Here is a 16,172-nt window from a genome sequence, read left to right as displayed (position 1 = left end):
CGTGACCGAAGAAACGGATATGTACTCGGTCTGATCCAGCATCCTGGTCGGCCCTGAGGCCGCCATCGGGAGCAAGCCCCCTCCCACATTTGGATTGTGAAGCATCCGTCAGCCGGCGCCGCTCAACCTGAAGTGTCCCCACCGCCTGCCAGTCTCGGAACGGATGAAAATGCCGCAGCGGTTTTTACAGAAGCGCTGCCAGCCCCTGCTGAGTGCATGAAGAAACACACACAGCGCTTGTTCCAAACCGCTCGTGTCTGGTATTGCATGACACACGTTTGCCTGCCATGAGGAGCTCTGCATGATTTACCGCACATTGGGCCAGTCCGGATTGAAAGTCAGCGCCCTGACGCTGGGCACCATGATGTTTGGCGAACAGACCAACACTGACGACTCGCTGCGCATCATCGACAAGGCCTGGGATCAAGGCATCAACTTTATCGACACCGCCGACGTCTACACCGGCGGACGCTCCGAGGAAATCGTCGGCGAGGCCATCGCGCGCAACCGACAGGACTGGGTGGTGGCGTCCAAGGTCGGGATGGGCCCGGCGGATGGCATGCCCAACCGCAACGGGCTGAGCCGCAAGCGTATGTTCAACGCGCTGGAGGCCAGCCTGGGCCGCCTGGACACCGACTACCTGGACATCTACTACCTGCACCGCGAGGACCCCGACACTCCGCTGGAGGTCACGGTATCAGCGATCGGCGACCTTATTCGCCAGGGCAAGGTTCGCTATTGGGGATTGTCCAACTACCGCGGCTGGCGTATTGCCGAGGTCATACGCGTGGCCGAACGCCTGGGCGTTGACCGGCCGATCATCAGTCAGCCGTTGTACAACATCGTCAATCGCCAGGCCGAAGTCGAGCAGATCACCGCCGCTGCCGCCTATGGCCTGGGCGTGGTGCCGTACAGCCCGCTGGCGCGGGGCGTGCTCAGCGGCAAGTACGCGCCCGACCTGACGCCCGAGCCTGGCAGCCGCGCTGCACGCCAGGACAAACGCATCCTGGAAACCGAATGGCGCGTCGAATCGCTGCGCATCGCCCAGCAGCTCCAGCAATACACCCAGGGGCGTGGCGTGGGCATGGTCGAGTTTGCGATTGCCTGGGTGCTCAATAGCGCGGCGGTGAGCTCGACGATTGTCGGCCCGCGCACCGAGGCGCAGTGGGATGCCTATACCGGCGCACTCGAGGTGAAGATCAGCGCGGAAGATGAAGCATTCATCGATTCGCTGGTAACCCCTGGGCACTCGTCCACGCCGGGGTTCAATGATGTGAGTCACTTTGTCTCGGGTCGTACGGTGCGCTCATAGGCAACCCTTGAGCCCAAGCGTGTAAAACGACCATTTTCAGCCTTTTTCCGCCTTTTGCCCCAAATCAGCGCACCTGAGCCACCAAAAGCACCATAATCTGCCTCTCGATTCTTCCTGTTTATCTCAAATCGGCTTTCGTGAGGACTGCGTGTCTAAAGGTGTTGTGTTATCGGTATCGGCCTCGGTGTTGTTTGCCGTGATGTATTACTTTACGTCGCTGCTCACCCCCCTGAGCGGCCTGGAAATTTTCGGCTGGCGCATGTTGCTGACCGTGCCCTGTATGACCGTCTTCATGGTGGTCAGCGGCGAATGGCGACGGGCGTGGGAGTTGCTGCGCATGCTGGCGACCAGGCCGCGCTTGATCGGCGGCGTGCTGCTGTCGTCCGCGCTGCTCGGCGTGCAGTTATGGCTGTTCATGTGGGCGCCGCTCAATGGGCGCAGCCTGGACGTGTCGGTGGGGTATTTCCTGTTGCCGCTGACCATGGTGCTGACCGGACGCCTGGTCTACGGCGAGCAGTTGTCGCGCTTGCAGCAGATCGCCGTAGTGTTTGCCACGTTGGGCGTGCTCAACGAGTTGTATCAGGCTGGCGGGTTTTCCTGGGCAACGCTGGTGGTGATCATCGGTTACCCGGTGTACTTCGTGGTGCGCAAGTACCTGGGCACCGACCATCTGGGCGGCCTGTGGCTGGACATGGCGCTGATGTTGCCGGTGGCCTGGTGGTTTGTACAAAGCGGCGAGCAGGGCTTCGCGGTACTGGATGCGCAGCCGAAGTTGTACGCGTTGATTCCCATGCTGGGCTTGATCAGTGCTTCGGCGCTGGTGAGCTACATCATCGCCAGCCGATTGCTGGCCTTCAGCCTGTTCGGCCTGCTCAGCTATGTGGAGCCGGTGTTGTTGCTCGCCGTAGCGCTACTGCTGGGTGAAGGCATCAAGGGCGGGCAATGGCTGACCTATATCCCGATCTGGCTGGCGGTGATGGTGCTGATGTATGAAGGATTCAAGCACCTGGTGCGTCAGCGCAGAGCCTGAATCCCAGGCAAAATAAAGCCCGGCCGAAGCCGGGCTTTATTTTTTGCCTAGTCGGCGGTCAATACGCCGCGACGCACTTGATCGCGCTCGATCGACTCGAACAACGCCTTGAAGTTGCCTTCGCCGAACCCATCGTCGCCTTTGCGCTGGATGAACTCGAAGAACACCGGGCCCATCAGGGTTTCCGAGAAGATCTGCAGCAACAGGCGCTTGTCGCCTTCGATCGACGAGCCGTCCAGCAAAATGCCGCGGGCCTGCAGTTGGTCCACCGGTTCGCCGTGGTTGGGCAGGCGGCCTTCGAGCATTTCGTAGTAAGTGTCCGGCGGCGCGGTCATGAAGCGCATGCCGATCTTCTTCAACGCGTCCCAGGTCGAGACCAGGTCATCGGTGAGAAACGCCACGTGCTGGATGCCCTCGCCGTTGAACTGCATCAGGAACTCTTCGATCTGGCCTGCGCCCTTGGACGATTCTTCGTTCAACGGGATGCGGATCATGCCATCCGGCGCGCTCATGGCCTTGGATGTCAGGCCGGTGTACTCGCCCTTGATGTCGAAGTAGCGCGCTTCACGGAAGTTGAACAGTTTCTCGTAGAAATTGGCCCAGTAGACCATGCGGCCACGATAGACGTTGTGAGTCAGGTGATCGATGACCTTGAGGCCGGCGCCTTTAGGGTTGCGGTCTACGCCTTCGAGGTAGACGAAGTCGATGTCATAGATCGAGCTGCCCTCGCCAAACCGGTCGATCAGGTACAGAGGCGCACCGCCGATGCCTTTGATCGCCGGCAGGTTCAGTTCCATCGGACCGGTTTCGATATGAATCGGCTGGGCCCCCAGTTCGAGGGCGCGCTGGTAGGCCTGCTGCGAGTTCTTCACCCGAAACGCCATGCCGCACACCGACGGGCCGTGTTCGGCGGCGAAGTAGGAGGCCAGACTGTTGGGCTCGTTATTGAGGATCAGGTTGATCTCACCCTGGCGAAACAGCTGCACGTCCTTGGAACGGTGGGTCGCCACCTTGGTGAAGCCCATGATCTCGAAGATCGGCTCCAGGATGCCCGGGGTCGGCGATGCGAACTCAATGAATTCAAAGCCCATCAGGCCCATCGGGTTTTCGTATTGGTCGGTCATGTCGGGTGCCTCATCATGCTTGGAGTAACAACTGGTTATTTACCGGCAAGGATGAGGTCGGCGGGTGGCGCACAGGACAGGCCTCGCACACTGCGGGCGAGGAAGTCACCAAAAATCAGGGGAGAACCGAGTTGCTTCATGGTGTCATCAGTCTCTGACGGCGAGGCTTGCGTGAGCGCAAGTCCATATTCTTGTATGCGTAAATCGATTCTACACAGCGTAACACTTTTTGTCCGCGCTCTATTTGCCCGTACGCTTATCAAATCCCCATTGCCTTGCCGCGCGCAAGGGATTTGTCACCCGGGCAGACGCTGTTACGTTTTGCTGAGCGCCTTGTGTGAATGCCATCTATCATCGGCATTGTCCCCTTCTTTTTTTTGCACGGCCGCTCCTCTATGCCCTTTACATCCCAAGGCCCACGAAGCCGAGTTGCCCGTTATTGCCTGAGCATCGTCTGCGGCCTGCTCCCCGTTTTATTGGGGGTCGTGATTCTTTATTGGCAAGCCGAGCGCACGCTAGAACAAAGCACTGCACAAACGGCCAGGGAAGCGGTGCGTCAGTTCGACTTGATGCTCGACAACACCGCCCTCGCCGCCCAGGACCTGTTGCCGCTGGCTGGCTTGCCGTGTGACAACGCGGCAACGCTGGCACTGCGTGAACAGGTCACCCGCCGGCCGTTCGTGCGCGCCACCACCTTGTCCTGGCAGAAAAACATTTATTGCAGCTCATTGTTCGGCAGCCGCTACGATTCGCCGGTCAACCCGGACGACTACGTTGGCGGGCGTTTGTGGTTGATGAACGGCAACCCCGTCACGCCGGATACCGCACTGCTGGTGTACCGGTTGGTCGACGGTGATCGAGGCGCGTTTGCCTCGATTGACGGTTACCACCTCACCAATGCCCTGCGCCTGATCAGCCGCTACGCCTCCCTGGTGTTAAAGGTGGGCCCCAACTGGCTGGACGCCGACGGCAAGGTCCATACCGACGCGCCGCCGAAGTTTGCCATAGCCCCTCACTTCCTGGCCTCCAACCGCTATCAATACAGCGTCGACGTGGGCATGCCCGAGGGTGAGGTCTGGCGTTACATGCAGGCGCGCTATCCGGCCGTGTTCAGCCTGGTGGTGTTTTTTGGTGTGCTGGCCGGCCTCCTTGCCCATTGGCTGCAAAAGCGCTCTTCGGCGCCTACCCACGAATTGCAACGTGCCCTGGGCGCCGATGAGTTCATCCCGTATTTTCAACCGGTGGTGCGCGGCGACACACGCCAATGGGCCGGTTGCGAGGTGCTGATGCGCTGGCAACACCCAAAGGAAGGCCTGGTGCGACCGGACCTGTTCATTCCCCTGGCCGAGCACTCCGGGTTGATCGTGCCCATGACACGCGCCCTGCTGCGCCAGACGGCCGCGCAACTGGCGCCGCACGCCGAGCGCTTCAGCCCGGGGTTTCATATCGGCGTGAACGTCACCGCGCGTCATTGCCAGGACCTGGAGCTGGTGGACGACTGCCGAGCGTTCCTTGCGGCCTTCCCGCCCGGCCAGATAACCCTGGTACTGGAACTGACCGAGCGTGAGTTGATCGAGCCCACCGACATCACACGGCGCTTGTTCGACGCGCTGCACCAGTTGGGCGTGATGATCGCCATAGACGACTTCGGCACCGGGCATTCCAGCCTGGGCTACTTGCGTCACTTCAATGTGGACTACTTGAAGATCGATCAAAGCTTTGTCGCCATGATCGGTGCGGATGCCCTCTCACGGCATATTCTGGACAGCATCATCGAACTGTCCGTCAAACTCGACCTGGGCATCGTGGCCGAGGGTGTGGAAACAGCGCAACAGTGTGATTACCTCGTCGCAAAAGGCGTGGACTTCCTGCAAGGCTACCTGTTCGGCCGTCCATTACCCGGCGATGAGTTCATTAAGTCGGTGACCCGTCAGTGAACAGTCACCGACTGCTTTCACGGCCAGCATGTTATTTAGACAAAAGACATGATTTACTCGAAGTGGATTAACTACTACAATTTTTCTTGCCGGCGATACACTCACAGTCAGGTGTTTTCGTTTGAGTTAGCTTAACCCTCTTGGCTTAAGGCTTTCTTCGCAGTAGATATCAGCTAACTACACTATTGGAGTACAGATTTTGTCCAGACTCGCCGAATTTCGCGCAGCAGAAAAAGCCCTTCAAGAGCAGCTTGCCCAGCTGGAATCCCTGAAGAACGACGCCGGGCTCAAGAAAGAAATCGAATTTGAAGAAAAACTTAAAAAACTGATGGGCAGCTACGACAAGAGCCTGCGCGATGTGATCTCCATCCTTGATCCAAACCCGGCCAAGCGCGGCACCACCCCCGCGGCCGCACCGAAACAGCGCCGCGCCCGCGTGGTCAAGGTCTATCAGAACCCGCACACCGGTGAGCTGATCGAGACCAAAGGCGGCAACCATCGTGGCCTGAAAGCCTGGAAAGAAGAGCACGGCGCTGCCACTGTAGATTCGTGGCTTCGCGGTTGATTAACATGCACTAATAGAAAGCCCCGCTCACGCGGGGCTTTTTCGTTTTCAGGTTCGCAAGCGAACTTAAATTAAAGTTCACTTTCTTTCGCATACACCCATTCAAAGTTTGAGACTGTCACGTACTGAATTGACTTCATCCTGACTGGCCTCGTACGCTTGCGCCTGGCCCGCATATGAAAACACGTAGGCTTTTTCCTTATCCACCGCACCCACTAGTGTCTGCGATAGCACATGCCGACCGTTCTCGGTAATCACGCAGGTAGTTTCCAGCGCGTCAAGGCGGCTCAATGTAGCGGCGTGCATTTTGGTGCACACGCTTTGATAACCGCCCTGGGCAAAATCTTTTTGAATGGACTTGCGCATCTCCAGCAACACGCCTTGAAGATTGACCTGGTGCCCGGCCTCAATTGGCGTACCGGTCAACTCCATCACCATCAAGGTCTGGCCATTTTCGTCATTCTTGATCGCACGCTGACGCGTCACGGCCTGGCTCTTTCCGGCGGCGTCGGGTTCAACTTCCTCCACCTGCCAACCGCTGGGCCAATGGATCTCGGGGTCGGTCGCCCATACGAGCGGGCACGCCAGCAGTAGACACACGGTACTCAACAGCGCTTTACGAAACTCGATCATTGCAAAAAGCATCCAGGGTTCCAGCACCAAAGTTTGCGGCCCCGGACCCACAGCTCGCAAGGGTTGCGTCAGCTTTTTCATTTGGCGTGACCGGCAGGCCTTGCGTATCATGGCCCATCTGCACGGATGCTTGCCGCAAGCCAAGGGACCGCTTTGCCCCATTTTTTTCTGGAGGGCCCATGAGCCTGCACGAACTGAACACCTTCCCCGGCGTTACTGCCCAACCTGATACCGCCACCGCAAACTTCGTGTTCAACCACACCATGCTGCGGGTCAAGGACATCACCAAGTCGATGGATTTCTACACCCGCGTACTGGGTTTTTCCCTGGTTGAAAAACGTGACTTCCCGGAAGCCGAATTCAGCCTGTATTTCCTCGCCCTGGTGGACAAGGCCCAGATCCCGGCTGACGCGGCTGAGCGCACCCAGTGGATGAAGTCGATCCCTGGCATCCTGGAACTGACCCACAACCACGGCACCGAAAACGATGCCGATTTCGCCTACCACAACGGCAACACCGACCCTCGTGGCTTTGGCCACATCTGCATCTCGGTGCCGGACATCGTTGCGGCGTGCGAACGCTTCGAAGCCCTGGGCTGCGATTTCCAGAAGCGCCTGAGCGATGGCCGCATGAAAAGCCTGGCCTTTATCAAGGACCCGGATGCGTACTGGGTTGAAATCATTCAGCCAGCACCGATGTAACGCCGTGTGACGCAGAGCGTCACGGTATGCATTCCCACGCGGAGCGTGGGAGCGAGAACGAGAAAACCCCATGATCACTCATGGGGTTTTTTATTTGCGCTTCGGATTTTACGCAGGGGCAGACGTGCGGATCAGGTGGTCGAACGCACTCAGGGAAGCCTTGGCGCCCTCGCCCACGGCAATCACGATCTGCTTGTACGGCACAGTCGTGACGTCACCGGCGGCGAATACACCCGGCAATGAGGTCTCGCCACGTGCATCGACGATGATCTCGCCGCGAGGCGTCAGTTCCACGGTGCCTTTGAGCCAGTCGGTGTTGGGCAACAGACCGATTTGCACAAAGATGCCTTCCAGGTCGAGGGTCTTGAACTCACCGCTGTCGCGATCCTTGTAGGCAAGACCGGTGACTTTCTGCCCATCGCCTTTGACTTCACTGGTCAATGCGCTGGTGATTACGTCGACGTTCGGCAGGCTGTACAGCTTGCGCTGCAACACAGCGTCGGCGCGCAGCTTGCTGTCGAACTCCAGCAACGTGACATGGCTGACAATACCGGCCAAGTCGATGGCGGCTTCGACGCCTGAGTTACCGCCACCAATCACCGCTACGCGCTTGCCCTTGAACAGCGGGCCGTCGCAATGCGGGCAGAAGCACACACCCTTGGCCTTGTATTGCTGCTCGCCCGGCACGCCCATTTCACGCCAGCGCGCACCGGTGGCCAGGATCACGGTTTTGGACTTGAGCGTCGCACCGCTTTCGAAGCGGATTTCGTGCAACTCACCGGCGTTTTTCGCCGGCACCAGGCTGCTGGCACGCTGCAGGTTCATGATGTCGACGTCGTACTGACGTACATGGGCTTCCAGGGCACTGGCCAGTTTCGGGCCTTCGGTTTCCTGTACCGAGATAAAGTTCTCGATGGACATGGTGTCCAGTACCTGACCACCAAAACGCTCGGCGGCCACACCGGTACGAATGCCTTTGCGGGCAGCGTAGATCGCAGCCGATGAACCGGCCGGGCCACCGCCGACAACCAATACATCAAAGGCATCCTTGGCGCTGATTTTCTCGGCGGCCTTTTCGATACCGCTGGTGTCGAGCTTGGCGAGGATTTCCTCCAGGCCCATGCGGCCCTGGCCGAAGTTCACACCGTTAAGGTAGACACTGGGCACCGCCATGATCTGGCGCTCATCGACTTCAGCCTGGAACAGCGCGCCGTCAATGGCCACGTGGCGGATGTTGGGGTTGAGCACGGCCATCAGGTTCAGCGCCTGGACCACGTCCGGGCAGTTCTGGCACGACAGCGAAAAGTAAGTCTCGAAGCTGAACTCGCCTTTCAAGGCACGGATCTGTTCAATCACTTCGACACTGGCCTTGGACGGATGGCCACCGACTTGCAGCAGGGCCAGCACCAGGGACGTGAATTCATGGCCCATGGGGATGCCGGCGAAACGCAGGCTGATCTCGGCACCCGGGCGGTTGATGGAGAACGACGGCTTGCGCGCATCATTGCCATCGCTGTGCAGGGTAATCAGCGTGGAGAGGCTGGCTACGTCCTGCAAAAGAGCGAGCATTTCCTGGGATTTCGCGCCGTCATCGAGGGAGGCGACGATCTCGATCGGCTGGGTAACCCGCTCCAGGTATGACTTCAACTGAGCTTTAAGATTGGCGTCCAACATACGGGCGATTTCCTTTAATTCTGGGTAAAAAAAACGCCCGAGCGAATCTCGCCCGGGCGTTTTTGAGGGCGGTTGCAGCTTACTGGGTAGGCGCGGATACCCGCCCTTGAGACTTCACAGACTTAGATCTTGCCGACCAGGTCCAGGGACGGAGCCAGGGTGGCCTCGCCTTCTTTCCACTTGGCTGGGCACACTTCGCCCGGGTGGGCAGCAACGTACTGGGCGGCCTTGATCTTGCGCAGCAGCTCGGACGCGTCACGGCCAACACCGCCGTCGTTCAGTTCAACGATCTTGATCTGGCCTTCCGGGTTGATCACGAACGTACCGCGGTCCGCGAGGCCGGCTTCTTCGATCAGCACGTCGAAGTTGCGCGAGATGGTCAGGGTCGGGTCACCGATCATGGTGTACTGGATCTTGCCGATGGCTGGCGAAGTGTTGTGCCAGGCAGCGTGGGCAAAGTGGGTGTCGGTGGACACGCTGTAGATTTCTACGCCCAGTTTCTGGAATTCGGCGTAGTTGTCAGCCAGGTCTTCCAGTTCGGTTGGGCAAACGAAGGTGAAGTCGGCTGGGTAGAAGAACACCACAGACCACTTGCCTTTCAGGTCAGCGTCGGTCACATCGAGGAAGCTGCCGTTTTTGAACGCGGTGGCTTTGAACGGTTTTACTTGGCTGTTGATGATAGGCATCGTTGACTCTCCGTCAGGGTTTGTAGAAGGGCTTAACAAGTTGATGGGGTGAATCCTACCCACTCTCTGTGACGATGGCTCATTGGCAAACCTGATGCTGACGATTGGGTTTCTCTATCAGATGACTGTATTAATAGAAGAAATCTCATAGCAGCGGTTGGGTCGCCAGCGTCATGCCGAGAAAAGGCGTCGCTTCAACATAGCGCATGGCCGATTTCATGTCGTTCCAGCCGACGTAACTCATCAACGACTTCAGATCCCAGCCGCTGCGATGGGCCCAGGTCGCGAAGCCGCGTCGCAGGGAATGGCTGGTGTATTGCTCGGCCGGGATGCCTGCGCGCGTAAGCGCCTGGCGCAGCAGTGGAATCACGCTGTTGGGGTGCAGCCCCTCCTCCCCCAGGTTGCCCCAGCGATCGATCCCGCGAAACACCGGGCCGCGCACCAGTGCCGAGGCGCTGAGCCATTCGCTGTAGGCCTGTACCGGGCACAGGCGCAGCAGCGCGGGGGTGTGGTAGGTCTTGCCGAGGTTGTCGCGGTCACTTTTGCTGCGCGGCAAGTACAGGCTGATGCCGGCTCCCGGCACCGCCTGGACATGCTCGATACTCAAGCGACACAGCTCATCACTGCGAAAGCCACGCCAGAACCCCAGCAGGATCAGCGCCGTGTCGCGTTTGGCGCGCAGCCACCCAGGCCGGTCCTGCTTGTCACTGGCTTCGCTGGCTTCACGCTCAAGCGACGCCACCACCTGCTCCAGGTGCTTGAGCTGCAACGGCTCGGCCTGCCGCTCCCGCGCAGGGTGCACGGCGCGGATACCCTTGAGTACCTTGCGCACCACCGGGGCCTTGGTCGGGTCGGCAAACCCCTGGCTGGTGTGCCACTGCGCCAGTGCTGAGAGCCGCAACTTCAGCGTGTTGACGGCCAGCACGCCCGCGTGCGCAACCAGATAGCGCGCCACGCTGTCGCTGGTGGCGGGCAGGAAGCCACCCCAACTGACCTCGAAATGCTCGATGGCCGCGCGGTAGCTACGACGCGTGTTGTCACGGGTCGCGGCGTTGAGGTAACGATCAAGATCACTCATGGCAGGGCCTATTCGTACTGCGAACGCCTGGTTCGACGCTAAAAATGCTGGTGACACGAGATAATACGCCAATATCCCATCTGTTAAATCATGAATTTAAAGCATTTTTTAGCTGTGATATAGTATGTAAATACATACCCTGTACCACAGTACGAAATCGACGGAGACCCCATGGCTCGTGGTGGCATAAACAAAGCAGTCGTTCAGACGGCACGCCTGGCGATCCTCGCCCGTGGCGAAAACCCCAGCATCGACGCCGTGCGCATCGAAATGGGCAATACCGGCTCGAAAACCACCATTCACCGCTATCTCAAGGAGCTGGACGAAAGTGAGAGCCGCCAGACCATCACCGAAGCCCCCATTGATGATGAGCTTGGCGAATTGGTGGCACGGCTCGCCCAGCGCCTGAAAGAGAAGGCCCAGGAGCCCATCGACCTCGCCCTGGCGCAGTTTGAGCAGCACAAAAGCGCCCTGCTCACTCAGCTTGAAACGTTGCAAGGAGCCCATGATCAGCTGCAACAGCAGTTCGATATCCAGGCCACCGCCCTCGCCGAGGAAAGCGCCGCCCTGCAAACCGCCGGCACCAGCCTGCAGGCCGAGCAAACGCGCAACGCCGGGCTCAGTCAGGCGTGCAGCGATTACGAATTGAGGCTCAAGGACAAGGACGAGCAGATTCGCTCCTTGGAAGACAAGCACCTGCACGCCCGCGATGCCCTTGAGCATTACCGCAATGCGGTCAAGGAGCAGCGTGAACAGGAGCAGCGCCGTCATGAAGGCCAGTTGCAGCAGGTACAAGCCGAGCTGCGCCAGGCCCAGCAGAGTGCGCTGGTGCGTCAGGACGAAATCACCCAATTGCATCGAGACAACGAACGCTTGTTGATCGAACACCGGGTGACCGCGAAGGAGCTGAACGCATTGCAGGAGCAACGGCGCAAAGACCAGGCCTTGCAGCTTGAGTTGAACGAGAAGATCAGCCAGGTCGACAGCGAGCGCACACTGCTTCAGGAGCGCCTGCGGGTGGCGCTGCTGGAAAGCCAGTCACGCCAGGCAGCGCTGACTGAGCATCAGCAGGCCAACAAGGCGCTGGAGCTGGACCTTCTCAAGGCCCAGGCCAGTATTGAAGCGTTGCGTCTGGCCGCCGTCGTTGCAACGACGCCAGAGGCAACCGGCGAAACCTGATCAGTCCGCCACAGGCGTGCGCATGGTGACGAACTCTTCCGCCGACGTCGGGTGCACGCCAATGGTCTCGTCGAAATGCTGTTTGGTCGCGCCGGCCTTGAGCGCGATCGCCAGGCCCTGCACGATTTCGCCGGCATCGGGCCCGACCATGTGGCAGCCCAGCACTTTGTCGGTGTCGGCATCGACCACCAGCTTCATCAGGGTCTTTTCCTGACAGTCCGTCAGGGTCAGCTTCATCGGCCGGAAACGGCTCTCGAAGATCTGCACCTTATGGCCGTTCTTCTTCGCCTCCTCTTCCGTAAGGCCCACCGTACCGATATTCGGCAGGCTGAACACCGCCGTCGGAATCATCGCGTAATCCACCGGACGGTATTGCTCGGGCTTGAACAGGCGACGCGCCACCGCCATGCCTTCGGCCAGGGCGACCGGGGTCAATTGGACGCGGCCGATCACATCGCCAATGGCCAGGATCGACGGCTCGCTGGTTTGATACAGCTCGTCCACGCTGACGAAGCCACGCTCATCGAGGGTGACGCCGGTATTTTCCAGGCCCAGGTTGTCCAGCATCGGGCGCCGGCCGGTGGCGTAGAACACGCAGTCGGCTTCCAGCACCCGACCGTCTTTCAAGGTGGCCTTGAGACTGCCATCGACTTGCTTGTCGATGCGCTCGATGTCGGCATTGAACTGCAGGTCCAGGCCGCGCTTGGTCAGCTCTTCCTGCAAGTGCTTGCGCACCGAACCATCGAAGCCGCGCAGGAACAGGTCACCGCGATACAGCAACGACGTCTGCGCACCCAAACCATGGAAAATGCCCGCGAACTCAACGGCGATATAGCCACCACCTACCACCAGTACGCGCTTTGGCAGCTCTTTGAGAAAGAACGCTTCGTTGGAGCCAATGGCATGCTCGCGACCTGGAATGTCCGGGATCTGCGGCCAGCCGCCCGTGGCGATCAGGACATGCTTGGCGGTGAAGCGCTCGCCATTGATTTCCACCTGGTGCGGGTCCACCAGGCGCGCATGCCCTTCGTGCAGGGTCACGCCGCTGTTGACCAGCAGGTTGCGATAGATACCGTTGAGACGGTTGATCTCCCGGTCTTTGTTGGCGATCAGGGTCGCCCAGTCAAAGTTCGCCTCACCCAGCGACCAGCCGAAACCGCTGGCCTGTTCGAAGTCCTCGGCAAAATGCGCGCCGTACACCAATAGTTTCTTCGGCACGCAACCGACATTCACGCAGGTACCGCCCAGGTAGCGGCTTTCCGCCACGGCCACCTTGGCGCCAAAACCTGCGGCAAAGCGCGCCGCGCGAACACCGCCGGAACCGGCGCCAATTACATACAGGTCAAAATCATAGGCCATTTCATTCTCCTCGGCAGGACACCAGCATACCGACTTACATGGGGCTGAAAAACGAAAAAGCCACCCGAAGGTGGCTTTCAGTTGAAACAGATCGGCAAGCGTGAAATCAGTACGCCTTGCCAGTCTTGTAGAAGTGCTCGTAGCAGAAGTTGGTCGCCTCGATGTAGCCTTCAGCGCCGCCGCAGTCGAAACGCTGGCCCTTGAACTTGTAGGCAATCACGCAACCATCTTTGGCCTGCTTGAGCAGGGCGTCGGTGATCTGGATCTCGCCGCCCTTGCCTGGCTCGGTTTCTTCGATCAGTTTGAAGATGTCCGGGGTCAGGATGTAGCGGCCGATGATCGCCAGGTTCGACGGTGCATCTTCCGGCGCTGGCTTCTCGACCATGTCACGCACGCGTATCAGGCCATCACCAATGTCGTCGCCGGCGATCACGCCGTACTTGTTGGTTTCCGCCGGGTTGACTTCCATTACCGCAACGATGGTGCAGCGGTATTTCTGGTAGAGCTTGACCATCTGGGTCAGCACGCCGTCGCCTTCCAGGTTTACGCACAGGTCATCGGCCAGTACCACGGCGAACGGTTCGTCACCGATCAGCGGGCGACCGGTGAGGATGGCGTGGCCAAGGCCTTTCATCTGGGTCTGACGGGTGTAGGAGAACGAGCATTCGTCGAGCAGCTTGCGAATACCGACCAGGTATTTTTCCTTGTCGGTGCCCTTGATCTGGTTTTCCAACTCATAGCTGATGTCGAAGTGGTCTTCCAGTGCGCGTTTACCGCGGCCGGTCACGATGGAGATTTCATTCAAGCCGGCATCCAGTGCCTCTTCGACGCCGTACTGAATCAGTGGCTTGTTCACCACCGGCAGCATCTCTTTGGGCATGGCTTTGGTCGCTGGCAGGAAGCGAGTGCCGTAACCGGCTGCCGGGAACAAGCATTTCTTGATCATATGAGTCCTTACAAAGGGCTGTGCGTACGGAATTCGGCGCAGTCTAATCAGGCCGCAGTCACCTTACAATGGGTCCTGCTGGCGCCGCGATGTCATCATAGAGAAAAAATGTCGGCGTAAGTTCCGCTGATCTTTCAACCGGCAGGCTGGCCGGCGCTCAAGTGTTGATTTTCCAAAGAGCCTGATCCTTTGTAGCACGCTTTTCCAAGCCCGGCACCGCGCTGGAATTACTTGGGCAACGGCGGGGTATTTGCGGCTATCATTGCACCCTTGAATCAGCTTACGAGATTGCTAATTAGATGTCAGAACCCAAAGGCGTAAACGGCTACCTGATCACCCAGCGTGCGGACGGTTGGCACTTGATCAACTTCCATGGCGACAGCGTCGCGGGCGTTTTCGAGACTGAAAGCATGGCCATTGCGGTGGCCGAGGTATTCGTGGATGAAGCCGGTCACGCGTCGAGCAAGCGGCCGAAGGGCAAGTAAGCCACGCGGTCTTGCAGCAAAAGCCCCGCAGAGCGGGGCTTTTTTTGTGTTTGGCTGTACCTAGATGGCAGTTCGCTATAATCTTCCGCCAACGCCCCACGTCCGTGTCAGCGCTCTCCCCCACACCTTCGAAGACGACTCTCTATGAACAAGATGCTGGCTATGAACAAAATCCTGGCACTCACTGCGGTATTGGCGCTGGCCGGTTGCACCACCACCTCCGACACTTACCTGAAAAATGGTGAACAAGGCCTGACCATCGACTGCTCGGGCGAAGCCAATTCATGGGCCAGTTGCTATGAGAAAGCCGACGCCTCCTGCGCGGGCACCGGTTACCGCATCGTCGGCACCGACGGCACCCCGTCACTCAAGGAAAGCGAGCAGACCCTGGGCAAGGATGTAGGCAATTTCAAAGGCCGCAGCGTCGTGGTGGTGTGCAAGTAAGCCTTGGTGCTACAGGTGAACTTCGGCGAATTTGATCCCCAGGCCGCGCAGGGTTTCGATCAAGTCATCCAGGCGCGGGAATGACTCGACCTCATCCTGATCGTCCACCAGGAAGTAACTGCGGCCGTCACTTTTCTTGAAGAATACGATCCACTCGCCCAGGTCGGCAGGGTTCTGGATGACGTGGGTCGCCGTGATCTGACCTTCAGCATGGCGGGCTTTGACGTGTTCTCGCTTCATAATGGGACATTCCAGGCGGTGCGATGCTGCTCAGATGGGTTTGAGCGGCATTCGTGTAGGCAGTGACCGACAGTTTAACGGATGCCCTGCCGATCGACACGCCATTGGGCCTTCCCGTCAGCATGATCGGCTTTATAGGCTCAATACCGAATAACGCATAAAAAACCCCACCGGGCAGGAGCGAAGAGGCTCGTCCTGCCGGGTGGGGTTCTCATCGGATTCAGTTCGTGGACATACGCCCTGGCTTAACCGGAAATGCAATCCTCCCCGGCTTTCTTCACGTCGCCCGGCCGAATCGGCACGTTGGACATGCTTTCATAGAGCTTGATGCTGCTGCCGCTGGAGCGGTCCTCGATTTCGAATATCGCTGACGGATCGGACGAAAATTTCTGCGGCACGATCACTTGAATACCTTCCTTATGCGGTTCGATCTGTGGCGGACGACGTGTCGCCTCCAGCTTGCGCACGACGCACGCCGCATACTCCTGCGGCTTTTTCCCGGAAATGACCACCAACGTGGGTGGGGTCTGCTTGATATCTGCAACCGAAGCACACCCAGCGATTGCCAAGGCCAGCACCAACACACTCCACTTCATAACTAAAACCTCCGATAAAGACCCTACGACAGCGGGCATAGGAAATTTCTCCCGCAAATGTAGGATTTATCTCTAAAAACTCGGTAAATAACTGTTTTAAATTGTCGAAGTCGTCGACGACGGCCCGATAATAAACGCGCTGGGGCTGATAAACTCCATCTTAACCTACGTATCGTTCTGATT

Annotated in this window: 17 protein-coding genes; 8 read left to right on the top strand and 9 right to left on the bottom strand. The window is 58.8% G+C overall.

Annotated features, from left to right (window positions below; all coding sequences use genetic code 11):
- Positions 1–301 precede the first annotated feature (301 nt).
- On the top strand, positions 302–1,312 hold the full coding sequence (locus tag BFP89_RS11860; protein ID WP_065885687.1) for an aldo/keto reductase: 1,011 nt from the start codon (positions 302–304) through the stop codon (positions 1,310–1,312).
- 148 nt (positions 1,313–1,460) lie between these two features.
- Entirely contained in the window at positions 1,461–2,342 is an 882-nt protein-coding gene (rarD, locus tag BFP89_RS11855; protein ID WP_065885686.1) for an EamA family transporter RarD, read from the top strand.
- A 47-nt stretch (positions 2,343–2,389) separates the two neighbouring features.
- Here rarD and hppD read toward each other — a convergent pair whose 3' ends face one another.
- Positions 2,390–3,466, bottom strand: a complete 1,077-nt coding sequence (gene hppD, locus BFP89_RS11850) for a 4-hydroxyphenylpyruvate dioxygenase (RefSeq protein ID WP_065885685.1) — start codon at positions 3,464–3,466, stop codon at positions 2,390–2,392.
- A gap of 395 nt (positions 3,467–3,861) precedes the next feature.
- On the opposite strand from hppD, the gene BFP89_RS11845 reads away from it, so the two are divergent.
- Entirely contained in the window at positions 3,862–5,403 is a 1,542-nt protein-coding gene (locus tag BFP89_RS11845) for an EAL domain-containing protein (RefSeq protein WP_065885684.1), read from the top strand.
- Positions 5,404–5,602: 199 nt separating this feature from the next.
- Positions 5,603–5,968, top strand: coding sequence for a histone-like nucleoid-structuring protein, MvaT/MvaU family (locus BFP89_RS11840; protein WP_065885683.1), 366 nt, complete (start codon positions 5,603–5,605; stop codon positions 5,966–5,968).
- A 102-nt stretch (positions 5,969–6,070) separates the two neighbouring features.
- Here the strand turns inward: BFP89_RS11840 and BFP89_RS11835 are convergent, their stop codons facing one another.
- Complete coding sequence (locus BFP89_RS11835; RefSeq protein WP_065885695.1) at positions 6,071–6,601, bottom strand: DUF4946 domain-containing protein; 531 nt, start codon at positions 6,599–6,601, stop codon at positions 6,071–6,073.
- Positions 6,602–6,780: 179 nt separating this feature from the next.
- On the opposite strand from BFP89_RS11835, the gene gloA reads away from it, so the two are divergent.
- The gene (gene gloA / locus BFP89_RS11830) at positions 6,781–7,302 is read left to right on the top strand and encodes a lactoylglutathione lyase (protein ID WP_065885682.1); all 522 of its coding nucleotides are present in this window, start codon (positions 6,781–6,783) and stop codon (positions 7,300–7,302) included.
- A gap of 108 nt (positions 7,303–7,410) precedes the next feature.
- Here the strand turns inward: gloA and ahpF are convergent, their stop codons facing one another.
- The 3 genes from ahpF to BFP89_RS11815 form a co-directional block, all read right to left on the bottom strand.
- Positions 7,411–8,976, bottom strand: coding sequence for an alkyl hydroperoxide reductase subunit F (ahpF, locus tag BFP89_RS11825; protein ID WP_065885681.1), 1,566 nt, complete (start codon positions 8,974–8,976; stop codon positions 7,411–7,413).
- A gap of 122 nt (positions 8,977–9,098) precedes the next feature.
- Positions 9,099–9,662, bottom strand: a complete 564-nt coding sequence (gene ahpC, locus BFP89_RS11820) for an alkyl hydroperoxide reductase subunit C (RefSeq protein ID WP_005788226.1) — start codon at positions 9,660–9,662, stop codon at positions 9,099–9,101.
- A 145-nt stretch (positions 9,663–9,807) separates the two neighbouring features.
- Positions 9,808–10,740 (bottom strand): site-specific integrase, encoded by a 933-nt coding sequence (locus tag BFP89_RS11815; protein WP_065885680.1) that lies wholly within the window; start codon positions 10,738–10,740, stop codon positions 9,808–9,810.
- A gap of 171 nt (positions 10,741–10,911) precedes the next feature.
- On the opposite strand from BFP89_RS11815, the gene BFP89_RS11810 reads away from it, so the two are divergent.
- The gene (locus BFP89_RS11810) at positions 10,912–11,919 is read left to right on the top strand and encodes a DNA-binding protein (RefSeq protein ID WP_065885679.1); all 1,008 of its coding nucleotides are present in this window, start codon (positions 10,912–10,914) and stop codon (positions 11,917–11,919) included.
- Here the strand turns inward: BFP89_RS11810 and gorA are convergent, their stop codons facing one another.
- Together gorA and galU are read right to left on the bottom strand one after the other, a co-directional pair.
- Positions 11,920–13,278 carry a glutathione-disulfide reductase gene (gene gorA, locus BFP89_RS11805; protein WP_065885678.1) on the bottom strand — a complete coding sequence of 453 codons (1,359 nt, stop codon included), beginning with the start codon at positions 13,276–13,278 and terminating at the stop codon, positions 11,920–11,922.
- Between the two features lie 106 nt (positions 13,279–13,384).
- On the bottom strand, positions 13,385–14,224 hold the full coding sequence (galU, locus tag BFP89_RS11800; RefSeq protein ID WP_003230743.1) for a UTP--glucose-1-phosphate uridylyltransferase GalU: 840 nt from the start codon (positions 14,222–14,224) through the stop codon (positions 13,385–13,387).
- Positions 14,225–14,523: 299 nt separating this feature from the next.
- Here galU and BFP89_RS11795 point away from each other — a divergent pair, with 299 nt between their 5' ends.
- Together BFP89_RS11795 and BFP89_RS11790 are read left to right on the top strand one after the other, a co-directional pair.
- On the top strand, positions 14,524–14,709 hold the full coding sequence (locus tag BFP89_RS11795) for a hypothetical protein (RefSeq protein ID WP_003173828.1): 186 nt from the start codon (positions 14,524–14,526) through the stop codon (positions 14,707–14,709).
- A gap of 162 nt (positions 14,710–14,871) precedes the next feature.
- Positions 14,872–15,153, top strand: coding sequence for a hypothetical protein (locus BFP89_RS11790; protein ID WP_065885694.1), 282 nt, complete (start codon positions 14,872–14,874; stop codon positions 15,151–15,153).
- A gap of 9 nt (positions 15,154–15,162) precedes the next feature.
- Here the strand turns inward: BFP89_RS11790 and BFP89_RS11785 are convergent, their stop codons facing one another.
- Together BFP89_RS11785 and BFP89_RS11780 are read right to left on the bottom strand one after the other, a co-directional pair.
- Positions 15,163–15,393, bottom strand: a complete 231-nt coding sequence (locus BFP89_RS11785) for a hypothetical protein (protein ID WP_065885677.1) — start codon at positions 15,391–15,393, stop codon at positions 15,163–15,165.
- Between the two features lie 245 nt (positions 15,394–15,638).
- Positions 15,639–15,989 carry a hypothetical protein gene (locus BFP89_RS11780; RefSeq protein ID WP_065885676.1) on the bottom strand — a complete coding sequence of 117 codons (351 nt, stop codon included), beginning with the start codon at positions 15,987–15,989 and terminating at the stop codon, positions 15,639–15,641.
- Between the last annotated feature and the right edge of the window lie 183 nt (positions 15,990–16,172).

Origin of the sequence: Pseudomonas sp. 31 R 17 (genome assembly GCF_900004915.1) — a bacterium.
Classification (GTDB): Bacteria; Pseudomonadota; Gammaproteobacteria; order Pseudomonadales; family Pseudomonadaceae; genus Aquipseudomonas; species Aquipseudomonas orientalis_A.
The sequence above is the reverse complement of the archived record's forward strand: the minus strand, read 5'-3'. Positions and strand labels throughout refer to the sequence as shown.